The following is a 23,880-nucleotide window of genomic DNA, read 5'->3' as shown; positions in this document are numbered from 1 at the left end:
GCGGCGGGCCCAGGCAGCGAGGCGGCACGGAGGCGAGGAGGCGCACATGGAAGCCACGGAGGCGGTGAGGCACACCTCCTCGGTCACCCTGCACGTGAACGGGAACGCCCACACCCTGGAGACCGACAACCGCGCCACCCTGCTGGACGTGCTGCGGGAGCGGCTGGACCTGACCGGCGCCAAGAAGGGCTGTGACCACGGGCAGTGCGGGGCGTGCACGGTGCTGGTCGACGGGGCGCCGATGAACAGCTGCCTGTTGCCGGCGGTGGCCCGGCACGGGTCCCGGATCACCACCGTGGAGGGGCTCGCCGACGGGGAGCGGCTGCACCCGGTGCAGCAGGCTTTCTGGGACCGGGACGCGTTCCAGTGCGGCTACTGCACCCCCGGACAGATCTGTTCCGCGGTGGGGGCGCTGGCCGACATGGCGGCGGGCCGGCCCAGCGCGGTCACCCCGGCCGGGCACCCGCTGGGCGAGCCCGTTCCGGCGGACGAGGCGGAGGTGAGGGAGCGGATGAGCGGGAACATCTGCCGGTGCGGCGCCTATCCGAACATCCTGCGGGCGGTGCTCGACGCGGCCGGTTCCCCGTCCGGCGCGGAGTTCTCCGGACAGCCGGGGGCGACCCGGTGAGGGCCTTCCGCTACGAGCGCGCCCGGGACCCGCGGGCGGCCGTCGCCGCGCTCACCGCCACCGACGGGGCCCGCTACCTGGGCGGCGGGACGAACCTGGTCGACCTGATGAAGCTGGGCGTGGAGCACCCGGGGCTGCTGGTGGATGTGAGCGGGCTGCCGCACGGCTCGGTGGAGCCGACCCCGCCCGGCGGGCTGCTGATCGGGGCGGCGGTGCGCAACAGCGACCTGGCGGCCGACCAGGTGGTGCGCGACCGCTACCCGGTGCTCTCCCAGGCGCTGCTGTCCGGCGCCTCCCCCCAGTTGCGGAACGCGGCGACCATCGGCGGCAATCTGCTCCAGCGCACCCGCTGCCTGTACTTCCAGGACGTGGCGAAGCCGTGCAACAAACGCCTCCCGGGTTCGGGGTGCCCGGCCCGGGAGGGGGTGCACCGGGACCTGGCGGTGCTCGGCTCCTCCGAGCACTGCGTGGCCACCCACCCGTCCGACATGGCCGTCGCCCTCGCCGCGCTCGACGCCCGGGTCCATGTGCTGGGAGCGGCGGGCCCGCGGACCCTGGCGATCGACGAGCTGTACCGGCTGCCGGGTGACCGCCCCGACCTGGACACGGTGCTGGAGCACGGGGACCTGATCACCCATGTGGAGCTGCCCGAGGTGCCGGAGGCGCGCCGCTCGGCGTACCGCAAGGTCCGCGACCGGGCGTCCTACTCGTTCGCGCTGGTCTCGGTGGCCGCGGCGCTCCAGGTGGCGGAGGGCCGGGTGCGGCGGGTCCGGCTGGCCTTCGGCGGGGTGGCCCACAAGCCCTGGCGGGCCCGGATCGCCGAGCGGCGGCTGCTGGGCGGGCCGGCCGGGGAGCCGGAGTTCGTCGCGGCGCTCGACGCCGAACTCGCCCGGGCCGAACCGCTGCGCGACAACGCGTTCAAGGTCCCCATGCTGCGTCACGTGGCGGTCCGGGTGCTCGCCGGTCTCGCCGCCGGCCGGCCCGGGACGGCCGCCCGCCCCAACGGGGACGGGGAGGACCGGTGACGGCGCCGGGGAGCGCGGGGGCGCCGCCGCGGCTGGAGGGCCGGGCGAAGGTGACCGGCGCGGCCCGGTACGCCGTGGAGCACCCGGTCGACGGCTGCGCGTACGCCTGGCCGGTGCCGGCGACCGTGGCCCGGGGGCGGATCACCGGCATCGACCCGGCCGCGGCGCTGGCCGAACCGGGGGTGCTGGCGGTCCTCGACCACCGGAACGCGCCGCGCCTGGGCGACGTGGACGACGCCACCTTGCTGGTGCTCCAGTCGCCGCGGGTGGCGCACCGGGGCCAGTACGTGGCGCTGGTGGTGGCGGAGACCCTGGAGGCGGCGCGGGCGGCGGCGGCCGCGGTCCGGGTGTCGTACGCGGCCGAGCCGCACGACGTGGAGCTCGACGCGGCCCACCCGGGGCTGTACACGCCCGAGACGGTGAACGGCGGGTTCCCCGGCGAGCGCGCGCACGGCGACTTCGACGCGGCCTTCGCCGCCGCGGCGGTGCGGACGGACGCCGTCTACCGCATCCCGGCGCTGCACAACCACCCGATGGAGCCGCACGCCAGTACCGCGGTGTGGCTCGGCGACCGGCTGCGGGTGCACGACTCCAGCCAGGGCTCGACCAAGGTGCGGCAGACGCTGGCGGGTCTGTTCGGTCTGCCCGAGGAGCGGATCACGGTCGTCTCCGGGCACGTGGGCGGCGGTTTCGGCTCCAAGGGCACCCCGCGTCCCCAGGTGGTGCTCGCCGCGATGGCCGCCCGGCACACCGGGCGTCCGGTCAAGCTGGCACTCCCCCGCCCGCAACTGGCCGCGGTGGTGGGCCACCGGGCGGCGACGGTCCAGCGGGTGCGGCTCGGTGCCGACCGGGACGGCCGTATCCGGGCGCTCTCCCACGAGGTGGTCACCTACAGCTCGCGGATCAAGGAGTTCACCGAGCAGGCGGGGACCCCGGCCCGTTCGATGTACGCCGGGGAGAACCGCCGCACCACCCACCGCCTCGTCCGGCTGGACGTGCCCACCCCGTCCTGGCTGCGGGCGCCGGGCGAGTGCTCGGGGATGTACGCGCTGGAGTCGGCGATGGACGAGCTGGCCCTGGCGTGCGGGCTGGACCCGGTGGAGCTGCGGCTGCGCAACGACACCCGCACCGATCCGGATTCGGGGCGTCCGTTCACCAGCCGGGGGCTGGCCGAGTGCCTGCGCGAGGGCGCCCGGCGCTTCGGCTGGGCCGGCCGCGACCCCCGGCCGGGCGGGCGGTCCGAGGGCCGGTGGCTGATCGGCACCGGGGTCGCCGCGTCCGGCTACCCGGCGGAGGTGGGACCGTCCCGGGCGGAGGCGTCGGTGACGGCGTCGGGCCGGTACCGGGTGCGGATCAACGCCACGGACATCGGCACCGGCGCGCGGACGGTGCTGGCGCAGATCGCCGCCGAGGCGCTGTCGGTGCCGGTGGACCGGATCGACATCGAGATCGGCAGCAGCGATCTGCCCGAGGCCCCGCTGGCCGGCGGCTCCTCCGGGACCGCGTCGTGGGGCTGGGCGGTGCACAAGGCGGGCCGGGCGCTCTCGGCGGAACTGGCCCGGCACTCCGGTCCGGTGCCGGAGCCGGGGCCGGTGGTGCGCGTGGACACGGCCGAGGACGTGGCGGCGATGTCGCAGGAGTACGCCCGGCGGGCCTTCGGCGCCCAGTTCGCCGAGGTCGCGGTGGACATGGACAGCGGCGAGACGCGGGTGCGGCGGCTGCTGGGGGTGTTCGCGGTCGGGCGGGTGCTCAACGCCCGTACCGCCCGGTCTCAGCTGGTCGGCGGGATGACGATGGGGCTGTCGATGGCCCTGCTGGAGCACAGCACCATGGACCCGGCCTTCGGTGACCACGCCGAACGGGACCTGGCCTCCTACCACGTGGCCACGCACGCCGATGTGCTGGACGTCGAGGCGCACTGGATCGACGAGACCGACGACCGGCTGAACCCTATGGGCTCCAAGGGCCTGGGGGAGATCGGCATCGTGGGCACCGCGGCGGCCGTGGCCAATGCCGTGTACCACGCGACCGGGGTCCGGGTACGCACCCTGCCGGTCCGCCCCGAACGGCTGCTGCCCGGTCTCGGGGAGTGGCAGGCCACCGGCGGGTGACGCCGGCCCGGGCGGCCCGGGCCCCCGGACTCCCACCACCCGGACGGACGCCCGGCCCGCGCGCCGGCCCGCGACCGGCGCCCGTGCCGTCCGGTGCCCCGGGGCGGGTCCGCGCCGATTGCCTGCCGTCCGGTACGCCGGGGCGGGCGGCGCGCCGGTCGGGTGCCACGTGCTGTCCCGGGGCGGGCCCGGACACCGCGGGACCGCGGGGACTCCGGGTGCCGGCCGGTGGTCCCTTCCGCCCCGGGGGTCCCTCCGACCCGGCGCCCCGGGGTCCCTCCGTCCCCGGCGTCGCGCCGCGGCCGGTTCCGCGTTTTGATCGGACCATGGCCTCCGCTCCGTCCGGCTCCGGGACCGGGCCGGCGCTGCCCCGGCTGGCGCCGATGCTCGCCACGCCCGGCCCGCTGCCGCCGCGTGGCCGCACTGGTGCGGCGGAGTGGGCGTACGAGGTCAAGTGGGACGGGGTACGGGCCCTGGCGGAGCTGCCGGGGGACGGCGGGGTGCGGCTGGTCAGCCGCTCCGGGCGGGAGGTCACCGCCGCCTACCCGGACCTCGCCGGCATCGCCCCGCCGGGGCTGTCGGCCGTGCTGGACGGCGAGATCGTCGCCCTGGACGAGGCCGGCCGCCCGGACTTCGGCCGGTTGCAGCAGCGGATGGGGCTGACCCGCCCGGCCGCCGTCCGGACCGCGGCCCGCACCTGGCCGGTCACGCTGATGGTCTTCGACGTACTCCATCTGGACGGCCGCCCCACGCTCGACCTGCCCTACACCGAGCGCCGGCGGCTGCTGGAGGCGCTGCCGCTGGGCGGTCCGCGGGTGGCGGTCCCGCCCTCCTGGCCGCCCGGGCAGGGGCGGGCCGCGCTGGCCTGGACGCTGGAGCACGGGCTGGAGGGCGTGGTGGCCAAGCGGGTCGGGTCCCGCTACGAGCCGGGCCGGCGCAGCCGCGACTGGATCAAGACCAAGCACGTACGCACCGTCGATGTGCGGATCGGCGGCTGGGTGCCCCAGGACGCGGGGGCGCGCGCGGTCCGCTCACTGCTGGTGGGTGTGCCGGCGGCCGGCGGGCTGGTGTACGCCGGGTCGGTCGGCACCGGCTTCTCCCACGCCGAGAGCCGCCGGCTGGCCGGGCTGCTGCGGCCGCTGGAGGTGCCGGACCCCCCGTTCGCGGACCGCGTGGTGACCTCGCCCGGTCACCCGCCCCGCTGGGTACGGCCGGAGCTGGGCGGCGAGGTGGAGTACCTGGAGTGGACCCGCGGCGGCCGGCTGCGCGCCCCGGTGTGGCGGGGCCTGCGCGAGCCGCCCGAGGTCGCCCTCCACTGACCGTCCGGACCGCGGGCCGGGTACGCGGACCGGCCGCGGGCCCCGGGACACGACCCCGAGGACGCCGACCGGGCCCGGGGCCCCGTCCGGGCTCGGTGGACGCCGACCTGGCGCGGCGGCCGGGCCGCGGGCCCCCGGCCCCGGACGGACCGCACGGGTCCCCCACGCCGCGCCCCGGTCGGCCGGCGGGGCTGCCGGGTGGCGGCCGGCCTGCGGGTGGCGGGGCCCGTGCACCCGTCGCGGCCCGGCCCGTGTCGTCGCCCGGGGCGGCCCGGCGCCGGGCCGCGAGCGGCGCCCCGGCGGCCGTGGTCCCTCCCGTGGTCGGGCACAGCCGCGTACGGGGGCGGCGCACGGAGGGGCCGGCGGCGCGGGGGCGCGGCGGCCGGGCGGGTGACCATCACCCGGGCGGCCGCGGGTGATCGTCGTCACCCCGGCGGCACGCCGGAGGGCACGCCGGGGATGCCCGGCCCACCGGTCACCGCGCCGCCGTGCCGGCGGGCCGTCGAGGGGCGTGCGGTCCTCGCGGTGCGCCGGCGGCAGCCGGCGGTGCACGTCAGGGGCGCGGCAGGGCGTGACAGGGCGCTTGCATCGGCGTACGCGCGGGCGCGGGGTGGCGCGCGGTCAGGGCGCTACGGTCGCGGGCGTGGGGTCGCGGGCGCGGGTGGGCTCGGGCGGTCACCCCGGCCCGAAGCTCGGCCGGGCCTCGTGTGAGAGTGGTTCCAGCAGGAGTGACAACCGAGGGCAGGAGCCTCGCATGCAGAGCCGTACCGCGTTGGTCGAGGATCTGATGGACCGGTTCCCGCAGGTACCGCGGGAAGCGGTGCTCAAGGAGGACTTGCTGCGGGGTGGCATCGCCTTCGACGAGTCCGCGCTCAGCGGCAACGAGGACGGGGACGTCAAGCCGAAGTCCTACTTCATCTTCTCCTTCGACCACCGGACGCTGCCGGAGCTGGGGGCCGCGGCGCTGCGCCGGCCGCCGGAGGAGATCGTGCTCACCGGGGGGCCGTACGGGCTCCGCCGCACCGTGGTGTCGGTGCGCGTCAACCCGGCCTCGCCGTACCGGGTGGCGGCCGACGACGACGGGGTGCTCGGCCTCTACCTGGACGGCGTGCGGATCGCCGACGTGGGGCTGCCGCCGATGCCGGACTACTACCGGCACACGCTGGCGAACGGCAAGTCGGTGATGGAGGTGGCGCCCACCATCCAGTGGGGCTACCTCATCTACCTGACGGTGTTCCGGGTCTGCCAGTACTTCGGCGCCAAGGAGGAGTGCCAGTACTGCGACATCAACCACAACTGGCGCCAGCACAAGGCGGCGGGCCGCCCGTACACCGGGGTGAAGCCGGTCGAGGAGGTGCTGGAGGCGCTGGAGATCATCGACCGGTACGACACCGCCCGCGCCTCCACCGCGTACACCCTCACCGGCGGCGCGGTCACCTCGCACATCGGCGGCAAGGACGAGGCGGACTTCTACGGCCAGTACGCCAAGGCCATCGAGGAGCGCTTCCCCGGCCGGTGGATCGGCAAGGTGGTGGCGCAGGCGCTGCCCAAGGCCGACGTGCAGCGCTTCCACGACTACGGGGTGCGGATCTACCACCCCAACTACGAGGTGTGGGACCGCCGGCTGTTCGAGCTGTACTGCCCCGGCAAGGAGCGCTACGTGGGGCGGGACGAGTGGCACCGCCGCATCCTGGACTCCGCCGAGGTGTTCGGCCCGCGCAACGTCATCCCCAACTTCGTGGCCGGCGTGGAGATGGCCGAGCCGTTCGGCTTCACCACCGTCGGCGAGGCGATCGACTCCACCGTCGAGGGCCTGCGGTTCTTCATGTCGCGCGGCATCACCCCCCGGTTCACCACCTGGTGCCCGGAGCCGACGACGCCGCTGGGCAAGGCGAACCCGCAGGGCGCGCCGCTGGAGTACCACGTGCGGCTGCTTCAGGCGTACCGCGCGACCATGGAGGAGAACGGACTGACCTCCCCGCCCGGCTACGGCCCGGCGGGACCCGGCCGGGCGGTGTTCTCGGTCAGCTCCTTCATGGACAGCCTGCCGGCGGAGGAGACCGCCGAGGAGGCCCCCGAGCCGGCGCGCTGACGCCCCCTCGGCCGGACCGTCCGGCCGCTGCGTCCGGACGGTCCGGGGACGTTCCCTGCGACCGGGCTGTGGATCCCCCCGCCGACCCGCTGCCCCGCGACCGGACGGCCCTCCGGTGCGCCACCGGCACGGACGTACGGTCCGCCGGGGCGCCACGGCCGGGCCGCGCGCCGGTTCGCCGTGACCGGGCCGCCGGGTGCCGGACCGTGGGCCGGGCCGCCGTGACCGGGCCGCCATGTACCGAACCGGTGTCGACGCCCTCGCATCGGTGCCCACGGGCGTCGGCTGCCGCGGCCGGCCCTGCCCCGGTGGCCGTGGGACGCCGCCGCTCCCCCGGCCGGGGCGGGCACGCGGCTCCCCTGTGGTCAGCCACTCCCCCATCGGCCGGCCGGACGCCGCTCCGCAAGCCGGGATGCGTCAGCTCGGCTGCCGCACCGTGGAGGCCGGCAGGACGCGCGTCACTGTTAACCGGGATCATTCGGTGTCCGGAAGCAGCGGCCCTTGTGCAATTCCGGCGGGCCCTGTCTTCAGCGGCCGTCATAATGTTCCCCGCGTGCCGGGCCCGGCGCCCTGCGAGTGCGCCTGGCCGGCGTCGGTTCGCGGATCGCAAGCGCGGGCCGCTCGCTTACCCGCGTCAACCCGGAGGGCCCGAGCCATGAATGCGACAGCCAGCGCCACGACCGTCAGGACGAAGACGGGCGCGACCGCCACCCTGACGCGCGCCGCCGTGATCGAGGCAGCCCGCACGGAACCCGACTACACCGCCTACGCCCCCAATGACTTCTGGGTCGTCGCCGACATCGGTGGCCGTCTCATCCCGGTGATCCCGTTGGTGCGCGCCGCCCTTGGCGTCGAACCGCACAACACCAATGAGGCTGAAGTCAGGATCAGGGAACTCGGGTTTCAGATCTTCGTCAAGCGCCTGTACACCCCGGGCGGGCAACCGGTCCGGCTCACGCAGGCGCAGGTCAAGGACGCGCGCCCGTAACCCATCGAAGGCCGGCCCGTGGGACCTTGATGCGGTGGTGAAGCCCGCCATGGGCCGGAGCTCGCTCACCCTGAGCGTGGCGCCGGCCGACGCGGGCAGTGGTTCGCGGGCGGCCCGCCGGGGCCCCGGGGCGGTTCCCCCACCGCAGGCTGCCCAGCCGCGTCAGCCGCGCCGTACCAGCCGGTCGGCGGACCGGGCGGCGTAGGCGAGCAGCGCCACGGTCAGCACCACCGATGCCAGTGCCACCGGAACCACCGACGGGGCCCCCGGTCCGGCGGCCGGGACGCCGTGCAGCGTCAGGGCCAGTCCACCGACGGCCACCAGCGGCCCCGCCGCGTACCAGAAGGCGACGAGGAACGGCCCGGGGGAGCCCGCGGGCGTGACCACACCCAGCATCAGCAGGTCGGTACGGACCGGGCCGCGGCAGGCGGCCACCACGGCCGCCGCCGCGAGTGGCGGGGCGCACAGCGGCATCACCAGCAGCGTCCACGGTGCGCCGGCCAGCGCGTAGGGCACCGCGGCGAGCGCGGCGAGGAGGGTGCCCGACGCCGCCGGGAGCACGGTGTGCCGGAGCATCAGGGCGCGCAGCCGCAGCGGGGACCAGGCCGATCGCCGGACGTCGTCGGTCTCCAGCCGGGCCGGCTCGGCGAGCGCCGCCACCGCCGCGTATCCCGAGAAGAGCGCCGCGACCAGCAGCGGGGCGCGCAGTTCCCCGTCGGTCCGGACCGCCACGCCGGCCACCGCCGCGGCGCACATCGTGCCGGTGAGCGCGGTGCCCAGCCGGCCGGGTGAGCGCAGCAGCGCCACCGCGTCCCGCCAGACGACGGCCAGCCGCCGGTCGCGCGGCGGGCGCGGACGCCATCGGTGACGCCCGGGGCCGGCGGAGGCCGCGGCCATCGCCAGCCGGGCGGCGCGCAGTTCCATGGTGGCCACCCCGTTGTGGACCGCGGAGACCGTCGCGGCCCGGCGGCGCAGCTGGGCGTTGCCGATCCGGTCCGCGTCCCGCCGGGCCGGCACCCAGGCGGCGAGGGTGAGCAGCAGCAGGGCGGCCACCGCCACCGGCCACCCGGGGGCGTGGCCTCCGGCGGCCCGCAGGACGGGCTGGGCGGCCCAGCCCCAGGGTCCGGACCACAGGTCGGCCCCGGTCGGGACGCCGGTGGGGCGGCCGGTGGCGGCGAGCCCGGTGCGCAGGGCCAGCAGCAGGATCACGGCGACCGCCCCGGGGGTGAGACGGCGCACCCGGTCGGCCAGGCCCGGCCGGCGCTCCACCGCCACGGCGAGGAACGTGGCCAGCAAGGGCAGGCACACCGCGGCGGGCAGCAGGGCGAGCAGCCCCCGGCCGAACGGGGCCAGGTCGGTGACGTGCAGGACCACCGCTCCCGCGGCGGCCGTCAGCAGCCCACCGAACACGGCGAGCGCGGCCGAACGGCGCAGCCGGGGCCGGAGCACCGCCTCCCGGCGGACGGGTTGCGTCAGCAGCCAGCCGACCGCGGGTCCGGGCACCACGACCGGTCCCCGCCACAGCGCGTCCCGGGCGGCGATCAGCGCCAGGACCGCCGCCAGCAGGGTGAAGGCGGGCGGCAGGGCCTGCCGGATGTCCTCCCCGAGGTCGCCGTGGTCGGCGCCGAGGCTCAGCTTCCGCAGCAGGAGGGCGGTGTATCCGCCGCCGTACCCGATGGCGGCGAGGACCACGGTGTAGGCCAGGACGACCAGGTCCCGGCTGCGGCGGCGCCGTTCGGCCCGCCGCTTCCGGACCAGCCAGCGCAGCGTCTCGGCGGTCCGGTCGTCCTCCTCCGGGTGCCACTCCTCCGGCCGCTCGTCCGCCCGATCGCCCGCCTCGTCCCCGTCCGGGGACACCGCCGGCTCGCCGGTCCCGTCCTCGCCGGGTGTTCCGGCCGCGCCAACTGCCGGCTCCTGTCCGGGCGCCGGCTCCTCCTGGTGCGCGCCGGCCGGTGCGGCCCGCCGGCCGGACGCGTCCCCGCCGGACGCCGAGCCGGTGTTTGGGGATTCGAAATCCTCGTCGGACGCCGGGCCGCTGCTCCGGGATACGAAGTCCTCATCGGGCACCGGGCCGCCGCTCCGGGGTGCGGCGTCCGCGTCGGACGCCGGGGTCTCGCGCCCGGGCGCACCACTCCCCGCACGCACCCCGGCCGCGCTCCCGGGCTTGCCTGGCGCCCCGGGCCCGGACGGACCGTCCCCGCGCGGCACCCCGTCCCGGCGCTCCGTCCGCGCCGCCCCCTCGGGCGGGGCGGGCGCCGGGTGCGGCTGTCGCGGAACGGGCGCGGTCCGGGCGGGGTCCGGCCGCGGCCCGGTCATGACCGCCGCTCCAGCCGCTCCAGGACGTCGGACGGTGGGCCGTCGGCGATCACCCGGCCCTCCTCCAGGACGACCATCCGGTCGGCGACCGCCTCGGCCAGTTCCGCGTGGTGCGTGGCGAGCAGCACCGCGACGCCGTCCGCCTTCTCGGCCCGGAGCAGCCCGGCCAGACGGCGACGGGCAGCCGGGTCGAGCCGCTGCTCGGGTTCGTCGAGGATCAGCAGGTCCCGCGGCCGGACCAGCGCGGCGGCCAGGTGCAGCGACTGCAACTGGCCGGAGGAGAGCGACATCGGCAGCGCCTCGCCGTGATCGGACAGTCCGCGGTCGGCCAGCACACGGTCGATCCAGTCGTCCGGCTCGTCCACCGCGTGTGCCAGGGTGACGAGTTGCAGGTGCTCCCGGACGGTCAGGTCGGGATAACAGGCGGCCATGTCACCCACCACGGCGACCGAGGCCCGCACCCGGGGATCGTCCTCGTCGATGGGCCGGCCGGCGAACAGCGCCCGGCCGGCGGTGGGGGTGTCCCGGCCGGCGGCGATCCGCAACAGGGTGGACTTACCCGAGCCGTTGTGGCCGTACAGGGCGGTGCAGCTGCCACGGCGCACGTCGAGATCGAGGGGGTGCAGCGCCTGCCGCTCACCGTATCTGCGGCTCACTCCGCGCAGACGCAGCAGTGCGCCACCGCCCGGCTCCTCCGTCATGCCCCTTGACTCCCCCTGCTCCTGCGGGCCGCCGGCCCGGTACGGCCGGGGCGGCGGCGGTCGTCGTTGGTCCACGGGCCCGGCCGGTCACGCCGGGGCCCCGGGTGGGCCGCCTGGTCCCGTCGGCCGGAGCGCGTACGGTCTCGCCGGCCGCCAACCCCCGGTTCCGGTGGTCCGGTTCGGGCCCGTAGCGACCCTAACCGGCCCGGGTCGACGGCCGTGCACCCGGTGCCGTGCCAACCGACGGGCCCGGCGGCCCGCGTGCCCGGCACGGCGGGTCCCCGCCCGAACCGGTGGCCGTGCACGGGGTGCGGTCGCGGCGTCGCGTGGGGCCGGGTACCCGCCGGCGGGGCCGGTTGGCCCGTAGCGGTCGCAGCGGCCTCGCGACCTGATGCCAGCCCCGGGGTCACCCCGGGTGGCCCGCGTGCACCGCCGCCCCCTCAGGGACCGAACCAGCCGGCCACGTCCACCCGGAGGCCGGCGCCGGCCCCGGCGGTCATGGTCCGCAGGTCCGTCTCCAGTTGCCGGAGCCGCTCGTCCCCCAGCGTGGCCGCCCACCGGGCGCGCAGTTCCTCGAAGAGCGCCGCCGACCGGCGCAGCGCATCGACGCCGTGCGGCGTGAGCCGGATGATCTTGCGTCGGGCGTCGGCGGGGTCGGCGACGCGCTCCGCGTAACCGACGGCCATCAGCCGCTCGGCGGTCTTGCCCGCCGCCTGCTTGGAGACGCCCAGCCGTCGCGCCAGTTCGCTGGCGGTGGCGCCGCCGGGGCCGATGGCCTGCATGGCGAAGCCGTGCGCGGGTCGCATCCCGGGGTGGCCCTGCTCCGCCAGCTCGGCATGGAGCTGGTCGATCAGTGTCCGGAAGCCGGCGAAGAGCAGCAGCGGCAGCTCGTACCCGTGGGCGTCCGGCCCGCGGCCCGCGCCGTCTCCACTCCCGCTCCCGTGCCGGCCGTCCGGCGGGCACGGCGTCTCCCCCGTCATCGAGACGTCACCTCCCGATGCGCCTTGCGGAATTCGACAACCTCGTTTACTTTTCCGTCAACCACGTTGTCCATTTTAGGGCGCCCCCGGCCGTGCCGTGCCGCCCCTTCCGACGGGAGTCTCCGCCGTGCCCGCGACCGTGTTCCCCGACCACACCACCGAGACCGCACCGCCCGCCGCCCGGGGCGTGATGGAGGCCACCGCCCGCCGACTGGGGTACCTGCCCGCCGCGGTCGCACGGCTCGCCACCTCGCCGCACCTGCTGCGGGGCTTCCTCGAACTCAGCGCCGCGTTCGAGGACACCACCCTCGACCCGCTCGCCCGTGAGGTGGTCGTCCTCACCGTGGCCACCGGCAACGAGTGCCATGTCTGTGTCGCCATGCACACCGCCAAGCTCCGCGCGCTGGGCGCCGACCCGGAACTGGTCTCCGCCCTCCGTGAGCGACGCCCGCTGCCGGACGAACGGCTGGAGGCGGTCCGGCAGTTCACGCTCCGGGTGCTGGCGACCGCCGGCGCGGTGCCGGACGAGGAGATGCGCTCCTTCCTGGCCCACGGGTACACCCCGCGCCATGCGTTGGAGGTGGTGCTCGGCATCGGCACCTACACCCTCTCCACACTGGCCAACCGGCTCACCGGCGCCCCGGTGGACGAGCCGTTGCGCCCGCACGCCTGACCGGCGGGCGGACCGGCGGCAAGGCCGCGGGGTGGGCACCGGCGCGGGAGGGGGTCAGGCGCGCAGCGCCTCCGCCAGGCAGGTCTCGGTGTCGCCGTTCGCCCCGCGCTCGAAGGCCGCGTCGTAGGCGAGGTCCCCGACCGCCGCGCGGGCCGCCCGCTCGCACTCCTCGCGCACCGCGCGCAGCTCAGGGGTGCCGCGCTGCGGGTGACCGACGGTGGCCCACAGGGCCAGCCCGGTGCCGAACACCTGGGCGGCGCGCTCCCCGTCGCCCTGCGCGGCGATCGCGGCGGCCAGCACGTCCAGGCCCAGGGCGATGCCGAAGCTGTCACCCATCTCCCGCTTGCCGACGAGCATGGCGCGGGCGTGCTCGGCCGCCTCGTGCGGGCGGCCGGTGTGCAGCGCGATCAGCGCCAGCTGGTGATCGACATAGGCCCGGGTCCAGCACTCACCCCGCGCCACGCAGCCGCGCCGCAGCCGCTCGCCCTCCGCCCGTGCCTCGTCCAGCTTGCCCAGCGCGTTGAGCGCGAAGACGCCCACCAGGTGGCAGCGGAGCCGGGAGGGGGAGTCGAAGGGGTCGCCGGGGAGCTGGGCCAGCGCCCGGTCGGTCACCGTACGGGCGTCCACCGGCTGGCCGGTGAGCAGGGCGAGCAGCCCGGTGAGGTAGGCGGCGGCCAGGACGGTCTCCGGGTCGCCGTCCTGCCGGGCGAGCGCGCCGCACTCCGCGCTCAGCCGGTGCGCGGTGTCGTAGTCGCCCTGGAGGGAGGCGGTCACCCCCAGCGACCACAGCGCCCGCACCCGTTCCGGGCAGGGGGACCGGTACTCGGCGAGGGTCTGCTCCAGATAGCTGCGGGCCTCCCGCAGCCGGCCGCAGCAGCTCCACAGGAAGCCCACCACCCCCGCGAGCTCCAGCGCCTCCCGCGGGGAGGTGACCAGCAGCCGGTCGAGCGCGGTGCACAAATCGGTGTACGCCTCGCCGGCCCAGCGGTACCAGGAGAGCTGCTCGGGGCCCAGCCAGCCGGCGTCGGCCTGCCGGGCCAGGCCGAGGAAGTGCTCGGCGTACCGGTCGGCCACCGCGTCCTCCTCGCCGAGTGCGGCGAGCCACAGCCGGCCGTACTCGCGGATGGTGTCGAGCATCCGGTAGCGGTCCCCGTCCCGGCTCACCACCGACTTGGCGACCAGCCCGGCCAGCGCGCGGCCGGTCTCCGGCAGGCCCAGCGGGCCGCCCGAGCACACCGACCGGGCCGACGCCGCGTCGAAGGCGCTGCGGAAGACGGTCAGCCGGGCCCACAGCAGCCGTTCGGTGGGCGCGCACAGCTCGTGGCTCCAGCCGATGGCGGTACGCATCGTGCGGTGGCGTTCGGGCCAGACCGGCTCGGAGTGGACCAGGACGTCGAACCGCGAGGTCAGCCGGTGGGACACCTCTTCCACGGTGGCGCGGCCGACCTGGGCGGCGGCCAGCTCCAGGGCGAGCGGGATGCCCTCCAGCCGACGGCAGATGCTGACCACCGCGGTGGTGACGGGCCCGCCCAGGACGTCGGCGGGCGCCAGCGCGGTCGCCCGCTCGGTGAACAGCGCGAGGGCGTCCGGCCCGTCGGCCCGCATCGGCTCGACCTCGATCAGCCGCTCGGCGGCCAGCCGCAGCGGCTGCCGGCTGGTGGCGAGCACGGTGAGCCCGGGCACCGCGGTGAGCAGGTCGCCGACGAGCGTCCGGCAGGCGTCGGCCAGGTGCTCGCAGGAGTCCAGCACCAGCAGCAGCCGCTTGCCGGACAGCCATTCGCACAGCGCCTCCACCGGCATCCGCGGGGAGTGGTCGGACAGGTCCACGGCGTCCGAGACGGCCGCCAGCAGCAACCGGTCGCCGTCCAGCGGGGACAGGTCCGCCCACCACACCCCGTCCGGGTACCGGGAGGCGACCCGGCGCGCGGCCCGGAGCGCCAGCCGCGTCTTGCCCACCCCGCCGGTCCCCGTCAGGGTGACCAGCCGGTGGTCCGGCAACGCCTCCTCCAGCCGGACGAGTTCGGCCTCCCGCCCCACGAAGCTGGTCGTCTCTTCCGGAATGTGCCCTACCACGGTGACATTCTGCCGCACCATCAGGTCTTTGGTCTCCGGTGTGATGGGTTCCGGCCACGGCGCACGGAAGCAGGGGGTCGCACCGGCGCCCGCCGGTCGAGCGGGGCCCGCCGGGCGGGCGGTCTTGGCCCTCCGGGCGGAGGAACCGGCCGCCCGTCGGTCCCCGTGGCCCACCGGCCCCGACTCATACGCGCCGCGGACGCCGCCGGCGTTCCCGACCGGCGGCCGGACGGTGAAAACCCCGTGTGCGCGGGGAGCAGCTCTGCTCCTGCCCCTGCTTCTGCCAGACCGTGGGACCACCCCCGCGTGCGCGGGGAGCAGTCGTCATTCATCTTCTGGATGACCGGCGCGTCGGGACCACCCCCGCGTGCGCGGGGAGCAGTGCGCGCCGGGCCCGAGTTCGTCGAGGGTGTCGGGACCACCCCCGCGTGCGCGGGGAGCAGAGGACGCGACCTGGGACTTTACCTGGCGCCCACGCTGTTTCTCACCACTTTCACCGACTCCGGCAATTGCACTGAAGCGCATGAAAGCGGCGAATCGCCCGCCGGGCCGCCGGCTTGCACGGCCGTGGGCGGCGCGGCCCGTCCGCCGTCCCGGATGCGGCCGGTGGGCGACCGTACGACCGTCGGGGGCCTGCCGGTCGGCCCCCGGCGGGCTCACCGGGACGTGCCGGAGCCAGGCTCCTCTCCGTAGGAGGTCACCGGCCCCGCCACGAGGGTGGGTCAGGAGTCGGCATCGTCCTGGGGGTGCTGGTGGTCCAGGCCGGCGGCCAGGAGGGGGCCGAGCCGGGTGAGGGCCTGCGGGCGCAGCATGCGGGCGTGGGTGGTGGGGACGGTGTGGGTGATGACCCGCCCCGTCACGTACGGCCGCCAGGTCCGCGGGGTCGGGCGGAGACCGGGCGGGGCACCCGGTGTGGGGTGGGCCGCGGTGAACAGCAGCAGGTCGCCACGGTACCGGCCGGGGACGAAGTCCCGGTGGAGCCGGACGTTGTTGTTGTACACCACGGTGAGGGCCGCGAGGGTGTTCTTGTCCAGCACGTCCGCGGGGTCCGCCCCCGTCCCGCCCGGCGGGCCGGCGGCCGGATCCTGGGCCGGCTCCCGGTCGCCTTCCGTCCCCGGGTCACCGTCAGGACCGGGGCCACCGTCACGGCCGGAGGTGACGCCGGGCGCGGAACCTCCGTCCGGGCCCGGGTCGCCGGCGGCGTCGCGGAGGGCGGCGAGGAGGTCCTGTTCCTCCAGGTCGGGCATGTCCGGCCGGAACCCCTCCCCGTAGGGGTAGGCGTCGAGTACGGCCAGCAGCGCCACCCGTTCGCCGTCGCGCTGCAGGCGGACGGCGATTTCGTGGGCCACGACACCGCCGAAGGACCAGCCGAGCAGGTGGTAGGGACCGGTCGGTTGGACGGAGCGGATGTGACGCAGGTAGTCGTCCGCCATCTCCTCGACCGAGCCGGCGAGCGGCTCGGCGCCGGTCAGGCCGCGGGCCTGCAGGCCGTACAGCGGGCGGTCCGGGCCGAGGTACGGCAGCAGTCCGCTGTAGAGCCAGCCGACGCCGCCGGCCGGGTGGACGCAGAACAGCGGTGGCCGCTCGCCCGTGGTGCGCAGCGGCAGCAGGACGTCGAGCGCGTGTCCGGTCGGGGCGGACCCCAGCGCCTCGGCGAGAGCGGCCGGGGTGGGGGCCTGGAAGACGGTGCGCACCTGGAGGTCCACGCCGAGTTCCGCACCCGCCCGGGCGGCCAGGCGGGTGGCCAGCAGCGAATGTCCGCCGAGGTCGAAGAAGTTGTCCTCCGCGCCCACCTCGGGCAGTCCCAGCACGTCCGCGAACAGCCGGCAGAGCACCTCCTCGGTGGGGGTGCGCGGGCCGCGGGACCCGGCGGCCGTGGTGAACTCCGGTGCCGGCAGCGCGGAGCGGTCCAGTTTGCCGTTGGCCGTGACCGGCAGCCGGTGCAGCACCACCACCGCCGCGGGCACCAGGTGGCGGGGCAGCCGATCGGCGGTGAAGGCGCGTACCGATGCGGGCAGGGTTCCCAGGTCGTGCGAGCCGGCGGGGTTGCCGGCCAGGGAGGAGAGCGGCAGTTGCTCGGTGGGCGGCGCGTGGAAGACCTCGGTCGGCACGTCGGCGGACGGTCGGCCGTCGGCGAGGAACAGCGCGTCGAAGCGGTCCGCGGCGGTGCCCGACCAGGTGCTGATCACCTGGTAGCCCAGTTCCTCCCCGAGCCGGTGGAGCGACTCGGGGTGGACGGCGTTCGCCGGTGCGGGGCCGTGCAGCCGCTCGCGGGCCTCGGCGACGGTACCGCCGGAGTCCAGGGTCCGCTGCGCGGCCGCCTCCGCCGCCAGTCGCTCGTTGGGGATGCCCTCGACGCGCAGCGCGTCCGGCCGGCCGGTGCGCAGCCGGTCGGCGAGGGCCCTGAGGCCGGTGACCTCCTCCCCCCAGCCGACCCGGAGGACGTCGGTGCTCCGGGCGACGTCCGCGGGTCCGGCCTCCGCGCCCCCCGCCGTGTCCGGGTTACGAGCGGTGTCCGAGCCCGGCGCGGCGTCCGAGCCCGGCGCGGCGTCCGGGCCCGGCCCGGTGTCCGCGGCCGGCGCGGGGGCCGCGGGCCGTCCGGGGGCCGTGGCGTGCGGGGCGGCCGGGCGGGTGTGCAGGACCACGTCGTACCGGTGGCGGGTGAGTTCGTTGTGGTGCTCCCCCCGCTTGAGACGGATGTCGACGGTGCCCAGGGCGGGCAGCCGGTCGCACAGTGCGGTGAAGAACTCGGGGGCGACCAGGAGTTCGCGCTCCAGCAGCAGGTCCTGCTCGATGGCGCGGCGCACCAGGTCGCCCCTGGCCCGGGGCGCCGCCCGGTGGAGCTGGACCGCGGTGTGGAAGCACCGTGCCAGGTGCAGGTTGCGCACGTCCCCGACGAAGACGGCGCCTCCCGGCACCACCAGGCGGGCCGCCAGCCGCAGCACCTCGGCCAGGTAGCCGGCGTCGGGGAAGTACTGCACCACCGAGTTGAGGACCACGGTGTCGAAGAAGCTGGCCGGGAGGCCCTCGGGGTCGTCGGCGGCCTGGCAGCGCAGCCGTACCCGTCCGGCCAGGTCCGGGTCGGCGGCCACCTGCCCGCGCAGTCGGGCGATCACCTCGGGGGAGAAGTCGGTGGCCCAGTACGCGTCGCAGTGCGGGGCCAGCGGGGCGAGCAGCAGCCCGGAGCCGACGCCGATCTCCAGCACCCGGCGCGGGTTCAGCGCCCGGATGCGCCGGACCGTGGCGTCCCGCCACTCGCGCATCTGCTCCAGCGGGATCGGTTCGCCGTCGTAGCTGCTGTTCCACCCGGAGAAATCCTCCCCGAGCGGCGTCGGGGTCTCCTCGGCGTAGAGCGTGTCGTAGATCTGCCGCCATTCGCCCACCTGCCGTGCCCCGGCCTCCACCGTTGCGTCGCCGGCGTCCTCGGCGGGCACCACATAGGCGATCAGGCGTTTGTCGCCGGGCCGGTCCTCGCGGGCCACCACCACGGCCCGGGCCACCCGGGGGTGGGCGGCCACCACGGCCTCCACCTCGCCCGGCTCGATGCGGAACCCGCGGATCTTGACCTGGTCGTCCGCGCGGCCCACAAACTCCAGCTGGCCGTCGGCGCGTCGGCGCACCACGTCCCCGGTGCGGTACATCCGGCCGCCCGGGGGCCCGTACGGGTCGGCCACGAAGGCGTGCGCGGTCAGGCCCGGGCGGCCCAGGTAGCCGCGGGCCAGGCCGGGGCCGGCGATGTACAGCTCCCCGGCCGCCCCCGGTGGTACCGGCTGCAGCGCGGGGTCGAGGACCTGCACCCGGGCGTCGGGGACCGGCCGGCCGATGGGAGGTGTCCCGGTGCCCGGCAGCGGGTCGCTCAGGGTGGTGCACACGGTGGCCTCGGTGGGGCCGTAGGCGTTGATCATGCGCCGGCCCGCGGACCAGGTGGCGGCCACCTCCGCCGGGCAGGCTTCGCCGCCGACCAGCAGGGTCGCCCCCGGCGGCAGGCCGTCGGGCGGCATGGCCGCCAGGGCGGTGGGCGGCAGCAGCAGATGGGTCACCCGGTGGGTGGCGCAGGTGGCGGCCAGCGGGGCTCCGGGCAGCAGGCGCTCGGCCGGGGCGAGCACCAGGGTGGCGCCCGAGCTCAGCGCCATGCACATCTCCCAGGTGGCGCCGTCGAAGCTGGGGGACGCGAACTGCAGCACCCGGCTGCCGGGGCCGACGCCCAGGTGCGCGTTCCGTGCCAGCAGGGCGGGGATGCCCTCGTGGGTGACCACCACGCCTTTGGGGGTTCCGGTCGAGCCCGAGGTGTAGATGACGTAGGCGGGGTGTCCGGGGAGGACCGGGCCGCCCCGTTCGTCGTCGGTCAGGGCACGCCCGGCCCCGGAGGCCCGCCCCGCGCCGGTGGCGGAGGCGGTGCCCCGCGCCTCGGGAACGGCGTGGGAGCCCTCCGGGGCGGCGTCGGGGCCCCAGGAGGCGGCGTCGGGGCTGTCCAGCAGCAGGCGTGGGACGGTGGTGGAGGGCAGCCGGGCGGCGGTCTCCGCGGTGGTCACCAGCAGCGCGGGCGCGGCGTCCCGGAGCATGAACGCCAGGCGGTCGTGCGGGTAGTCGGGGTCCAGGTTCAGATAGGCGGCCCCGGCCTTGAGCACCGCCAGCATGGCGACGACGAGCCGCGGCGAGCGCGGGAGCGCCAGGGCCACCACGCGTTCCGGGCCGGCACCATGGGCGAGCAGCAGCCGTGCCGTACGGTTGGCCGCCGCGTCCAGCTCGGCGTAACCGAGCGTCCGCGCGCCGCAGATCACCGCGGCGGCCTCCGGGGTGCGGGCGGCCTGGTCCTCGAACAGCCGCGGCACGGTGGCCGGCGGCACCCGGCGGACGTCGTGCCGCCGACCAGCGTCCAGGGCGGTACGGCGCTCCTCCGCGGGGAGCAGGTCGATGCCGCCGATGCGCTGTTCGGGATCGGTGGCGAAGGCCTCCAGGAGCCGCCGTACGCGACGCAGGAGCGCCTCGGCGGTGCGCGGGGCGAGGGCGTCGGGGCGGTAGGTCAGCCGCAGGCCCATCCGGGGCCCGGGCACGGCGGTCAGGCTCACCGGGTAGTGGGTGGCGTCCAGGCCGTGCAGGCCGGTCACCCGCAGACCGGTGCCGGCCGGTTGCAGCGCGGCCTCGTCGAAGGGGTAGTTCTCGGTGACGATGATGGTGTCGAAGAGCTGGTCGTGGCCGGACAGCCGGTGGATGTCGGGCAGGCCGAGGTGCTGGTGCGGGATGAGGGCGGACTGCTCGCGCTGCAGGCGGTCCAGCATCGCCGCCAGCGGTTCCGCGGGGCGCAGGCGTACTCGTACCGGCAGGGTGTTGATCAGCATCCCCACCATGTTCTCCACGCCGGGGAGCTCCGGTGGCCGGCCGGACGTGGTGCCGCCGAAGACCACGTCGTCCCGGCCGGTCAGCCGGCCGAGCAGAATGGCCCACACGCCCTGGAGCACCGTGTGCGGGGTCAGGCCGCGGCGCCGGGCGGCGGTGTGCAGTGCGGTGGTCAGCTCCTCGCCGAGCACCTCGGCGACCCGCCGGGGCGCCTCCTCCCCGCCGTCCACGTCGGCGTCGGGGGCGATCCGGGTGGGGCCGTCCAGCCCGTCCAGGGCCCGCCGCCAGGCGGCTTCGGCGGCCGGCCGGTCCTGCCGGGCGCGCCAGCGCAGGAACTCCCGGTAGCTGGGGGCGGGCGGCAGGCCCGAGGCGTCGCCGCCCGCCGCGTATCCGGCCAGCAGCTCCCGCAGGACCACCGGCAGCGACCAGCCGTCCAGCAGCAGGTGGTGGAGGGAGAACAGGAGGCGGTGCCGGCCGGGGGCGAGCCGTACCAGCGTCATCCGCAGCAGCGGCCCGGTGGCGAGGTCGAAACGGGCGGCGTGGTCGTCTGCTGTGAGCCGGGCCAGCTCCGTCTCCCGGTCGGCCCCGTCCGCCCCGGACAGGTCCACCTCCCGCCAGGGCAGTACGGCGCGGCGGGGGATCACCTGCACCGGGTGCTCCAGCCCCCGGTGGTGGAAGCGGGCCCGCAGGCTCAGGTGCCGGTCGAGTACGCCCTGGCCCGCCGCCCGCAGCGCCGGCGCGTCCAGCGGCCCGTCCAGCTCCAGCACCAGCTGGGCGGTGTACACGTCGACGGCCCGGGTGTCGTACAGGGCGTGGAACAGCAGCCCCTCCTGGAGCGGGGTCAGTGGCCAGATGTCCGCCACCGCGGCCGGCCTCGGCAGCCGCGGCGGGCCGCCGGCGCGGTCCCGGTCGTCCCCGCCCGGCCCGGGCGGGAACCCGACGAACCCGACGAACCCGGCGGTCCCGGCGGTCGACCCGGCCGGGTCGGATCCGGTGGTCGCCACGGGATCGGTCCCGGCGGTCGCGGGACCGCCGGGCATGGCGGGGCCGGAGGCGGCGGTCGCCACGGGGTCGGAGGCGGCGGGGCCGGACGCGGACCCACCGGACCGGGCCGGCCCGGATGGCGCGCCCGGCGCGGCCGGCGCGGCGCACAGCGCCTCCAGCTGTTCGATCTGCTCCTGGGTGAGCCGTACCAGCGGCACGTCGGACGGGGTCAGCCCGCCGGCGTCCGACCGGTCGACGGCGGTCGTGATCGCCTCCAGCACGGTGAACCACCGGCGGGCCAGTTCACCGACCTCGTCCTCCCGCAGCAGCTCACCGGCCCAGGACCAGCCGGCCACCAGCCGCGGACCGTCCGGCCCGTCCTGGGTGAGCGCGTTGAGCTCCAGGACGTGGGGCATCGGGGTGCCCGGTTCGTGGCCCGCGCTCAGCACCTGCCCGCCGGTGTCCGCCACCGGCGACCATGCGGCGCCGTCCCCGGGCGTGCTCAGCCGACCGAGGTAGTTGAACCCGACCTGCGGGGCGGGCAGTTCGGCCAGCCGGGGGCGGGTCCGCGGGTTGAGGTGGCGCAGCAGTCCGTGGCCCAGGCCGTCGCCCGGCACCGCGCGCAGTTGCTCCTTGAGGCGTTTGACCACCCGGCCCAGCGCTGGACCGGCCGCCGCCACGTCGTCGCGGGTGAGGTCGCCGGGGTCGAGCCGGACCGGGTGCAGGCTGGTGAACCAGCCCACCGTTCGGGACAGATCCACCCCGGGCGCCAGGTCCTCGTACCGGCCGTGTCCCTCCACGTCCACCAGCAGCGCGCCGCCGCCCCCGCCGCGGTGCCGCCGCCAGTCGTCCAGCGCCACCGCGAAGCCGGCGAGCAGAATGTCCTGCGCCCCGGCGTGGAAGGCGGCCGGCACCCGGGTGAGCAGGGCCGTGGTCTGCCCGGGCGGCAGGGTGAGCGTCAGCGTCCCGGCGTTCTCCGTCACCGCCCGGACGTCCCTGCCCTCGCCGGCGGCCACCACGGGCGCCGCGTCCCTCGGCATCGCCTCCCAGAGGGGCAGTTCGGCGACCCGCCGCGGGGCGGTCGCCTCGGCGGCCAGCAGCCGCGTCCACCGGCGCAGCGAGGTGCCCACCGGAGCGAGGCGCGGCGGCCGGCCGGCCGTCACCGCCTCCCACGCCTCCCGCAGGTCCGGCAGCAAGATCCGCCAGGACACCCCGTCCACCACCAGGTGGTGCACCGCCAGCAGCAGCCGGCCCGGGCGGCGGGGCCCCCGGTCGAACCACACCGCCCGCACCATCACCCCCGTGCGCGGGTCGAGACGGCCCCGGACCGCCGCGGACTCCTCGGCCACCAGCGCGCCGAGCCCGGTGTCGTCGAGGCCGGCCGCGTCGATCCGGTAAAGCAGGGCCGCCGCGTGGACGGTTCCGGCCGGCGGGATCCGCAATGACCAGGTCCCGTCCGGCGCCACGTCGAGCCGTGCGCGCAGCGCGTCGTGGTGGTCCACCACCGTCCGCAGCGCCGCCGCCAGCGCCTCCTCTCCCGCCGCTGGTGGTACGCCGATCATCATCAGCTGGCAGAACCCGTCGATCGCCCCGCCCCGCTCCCGCAGCCACTCCACGATCGGGGTCGCCGTCACCTCGCCGGTGCCCGGGTCCCCGGCCGGCGGCGCGTCCTGCCCGGAGTCGTCCTGCCGGATGGCCACGGCGGCGAGTCCGGCCGCGCTCTGGTGGGTGAAGACGTCCCCCGCGGTGAGCACCAGACCGGCCGCCCGCGCCCGCGCGACCAGCTGGATCGCCAGGATGCTGTCTCCGCCGAGTTCGAAGAAGTTGTCGTCGGCGCCGACTTCGGGGAGGTCCAGGGCCTGGGCGAAGAGGGTGCACAGAACCGTCTCGGCCGGGGTGCGCGGCGGGCGTGAGACGGTGGCCGTGGCACGGTCCGGGGCCGGCAGGGCGTCACGGTCCAGCTTCCCGTTGGACGTGACCGGCAGGGCATCGAGAGTGACCAGCGCGGCCGGGACCATGTAGGACGGCAACCGCCGCGCCAGATCCGTACGCACCTGTGTCACATCGACCACCGCACCCGCGGCCGGGACGAGATAGGCGGTCAGCCGCCGGTCACCGGGACGGTCCTCCCGCACCACCACCGCCGCCTGCGCCACCTTCGGATGCGCGGTGAGCACCGACACGATCTCCCCCGGCTCGATCCGGAACCCCCGGACCTTCACCTGCTCATCAACCCGCCCCACGAACACCAACCGACCATCGGAATTCCAGCGCACGGTGTCCCCCGTGCGATACATCCGCTCACCCGCGGGACCGTACGGATCGGCCACGAACCGCTGCGCCGTCAACCCCGGCCGGCCCAGATAGCCGCGCGCCACCCCGGCACCGGCCACATACAACTCCCCCACCACACCCACCGGCACCGGCCGCAACCACCCGTCCAGCACATACACCCGCGTGTTGTCCATCGGCCCACCGATCGGCACCCCACCGGCCACCGGCCCCACCACCCGCTGACAGGTGGCGAACGTGGTGGTCTCCGTCGGCCCGTACACATGCACCACCACCGTGTCCGGACACGCCACCCGCACCCGCTCGAACGACGACACCGACGCCGCCTCACCCCCCGGTCCACACCTCCCGCACCCCCCGC

11 protein-coding genes and 1 pseudogene are annotated in these 23,880 nt (G+C 76.5%); 7 read left to right on the top strand and 5 right to left on the bottom strand.

Annotation, left to right across the window (positions count from 1 at the left end):
* The first annotated feature begins 46 nt into the window (after positions 1–46).
* From IHE55_RS26645 to IHE55_RS26620, 6 genes are all read left to right on the top strand, one after another.
* The gene (locus tag IHE55_RS26645) at positions 47–628 is read left to right on the top strand and encodes a (2Fe-2S)-binding protein (protein ID WP_197991359.1); all 582 of its coding nucleotides are present in this window, start codon (positions 47–49) and stop codon (positions 626–628) included.
* Positions 625–1,653, top strand: coding sequence for an FAD binding domain-containing protein (locus IHE55_RS26640; protein ID WP_197991358.1), 1,029 nt, complete (start codon positions 625–627; stop codon positions 1,651–1,653). The genes IHE55_RS26645 and IHE55_RS26640 overlap by 4 nt, the downstream gene beginning before the upstream one ends.
* Complete coding sequence (locus IHE55_RS26635) at positions 1,650–3,764, top strand: xanthine dehydrogenase family protein molybdopterin-binding subunit (RefSeq protein WP_197991357.1); 2,115 nt, start codon at positions 1,650–1,652, stop codon at positions 3,762–3,764. The genes IHE55_RS26640 and IHE55_RS26635 overlap by 4 nt, the downstream gene beginning before the upstream one ends.
* A 326-nt stretch (positions 3,765–4,090) precedes the next feature.
* Complete coding sequence (gene ligD, locus IHE55_RS26630; RefSeq protein ID WP_197991356.1) at positions 4,091–5,083, top strand: non-homologous end-joining DNA ligase; 993 nt, start codon at positions 4,091–4,093, stop codon at positions 5,081–5,083.
* Between the two features lie 754 nt (positions 5,084–5,837).
* Complete coding sequence (locus tag IHE55_RS26625; protein WP_197991355.1) at positions 5,838–7,175, top strand: radical SAM protein; 1,338 nt, start codon at positions 5,838–5,840, stop codon at positions 7,173–7,175.
* Between the two features lie 655 nt (positions 7,176–7,830).
* Entirely contained in the window at positions 7,831–8,163 is a 333-nt protein-coding gene (locus IHE55_RS26620) for a hypothetical protein (protein ID WP_197991354.1), read from the top strand.
* A 162-nt stretch (positions 8,164–8,325) separates the two neighbouring features.
* On the opposite strand, the gene IHE55_RS26615 is transcribed toward IHE55_RS26620, so the two are convergent.
* The 3 genes from IHE55_RS26615 to IHE55_RS26605 form a co-directional block, all read right to left on the bottom strand.
* Complete coding sequence (locus IHE55_RS26615) at positions 8,326–10,230, bottom strand: DUF6297 family protein (RefSeq protein ID WP_197991353.1); 1,905 nt, start codon at positions 10,228–10,230, stop codon at positions 8,326–8,328.
* A gap of 245 nt (positions 10,231–10,475) precedes the next feature.
* A complete protein-coding gene (locus IHE55_RS26610; protein ID WP_197991352.1) occupies positions 10,476–11,180 on the bottom strand; it encodes an ABC transporter ATP-binding protein in 705 nt (234 codons plus the stop codon).
* 440 nt (positions 11,181–11,620) lie between these two features.
* Positions 11,621–12,160, bottom strand: coding sequence for a MarR family winged helix-turn-helix transcriptional regulator (locus tag IHE55_RS26605; protein WP_197991351.1), 540 nt, complete (start codon positions 12,158–12,160; stop codon positions 11,621–11,623).
* Between the two features lie 127 nt (positions 12,161–12,287).
* On the opposite strand from IHE55_RS26605, the gene IHE55_RS26600 reads away from it, so the two are divergent.
* Positions 12,288–12,833 carry a carboxymuconolactone decarboxylase family protein gene (locus IHE55_RS26600; RefSeq protein ID WP_307826829.1) on the top strand — a complete coding sequence of 182 codons (546 nt, stop codon included), beginning with the start codon at positions 12,288–12,290 and terminating at the stop codon, positions 12,831–12,833.
* Between the two features lie 54 nt (positions 12,834–12,887).
* Here IHE55_RS26600 and IHE55_RS26595 read toward each other — a convergent pair whose 3' ends face one another.
* The gene (locus IHE55_RS26595; protein ID WP_232265708.1) at positions 12,888–14,927 is read right to left on the bottom strand and encodes an ATP-binding protein; all 2,040 of its coding nucleotides are present in this window, start codon (positions 14,925–14,927) and stop codon (positions 12,888–12,890) included.
* 701 nt (positions 14,928–15,628) lie between these two features.
* Positions 15,629–23,803 (bottom strand): annotated as a pseudogene (locus IHE55_RS32790) (amino acid adenylation domain-containing protein); the annotation flags it as partial.
* Between the last annotated feature and the right edge of the window lie 77 nt (positions 23,804–23,880).

The sequence above is a fragment of the Streptomyces pactum genome (assembly GCF_016031615.1).
Taxonomy (GTDB): Bacteria; Actinomycetota; Actinomycetes; order Streptomycetales; family Streptomycetaceae; genus Streptomyces; species Streptomyces pactus.
Note: the sequence above shows the minus strand (reverse complement) of the source record. Positions and strands in the feature narration are given on the sequence as shown.

Coding starts and splice junctions, on each gene's coding strand:
- IHE55_RS26625 (WP_197991355.1), top strand. CDS start 5,838: ATGCAGAGCCGTACCGCGTTGGTCGAGGATCTGATGGACCGGTTCCCG.
- IHE55_RS26620 (WP_197991354.1), top strand. CDS start 7,831: ATGAATGCGACAGCCAGCGCCACGACCGTCAGGACGAAGACGGGCGCG.
- IHE55_RS26610 (WP_197991352.1), bottom strand. CDS start 11,180: ATGACGGAGGAGCCGGGCGGTGGCGCACTGCTGCGTCTGCGCGGAGTG.
- IHE55_RS26605 (WP_197991351.1), bottom strand. CDS start 12,160: ATGACGGGGGAGACGCCGTGCCCGCCGGACGGCCGGCACGGGAGCGGG.
- ligD (WP_197991356.1), top strand. CDS start 4,091: ATGGCCTCCGCTCCGTCCGGCTCCGGGACCGGGCCGGCGCTGCCCCGG.
- IHE55_RS26595 (WP_232265708.1), bottom strand. CDS start 14,927: ATGGTGCGGCAGAATGTCACCGTGGTAGGGCACATTCCGGAAGAGACG.
- IHE55_RS26645 (WP_197991359.1), top strand. CDS start 47: ATGGAAGCCACGGAGGCGGTGAGGCACACCTCCTCGGTCACCCTGCAC.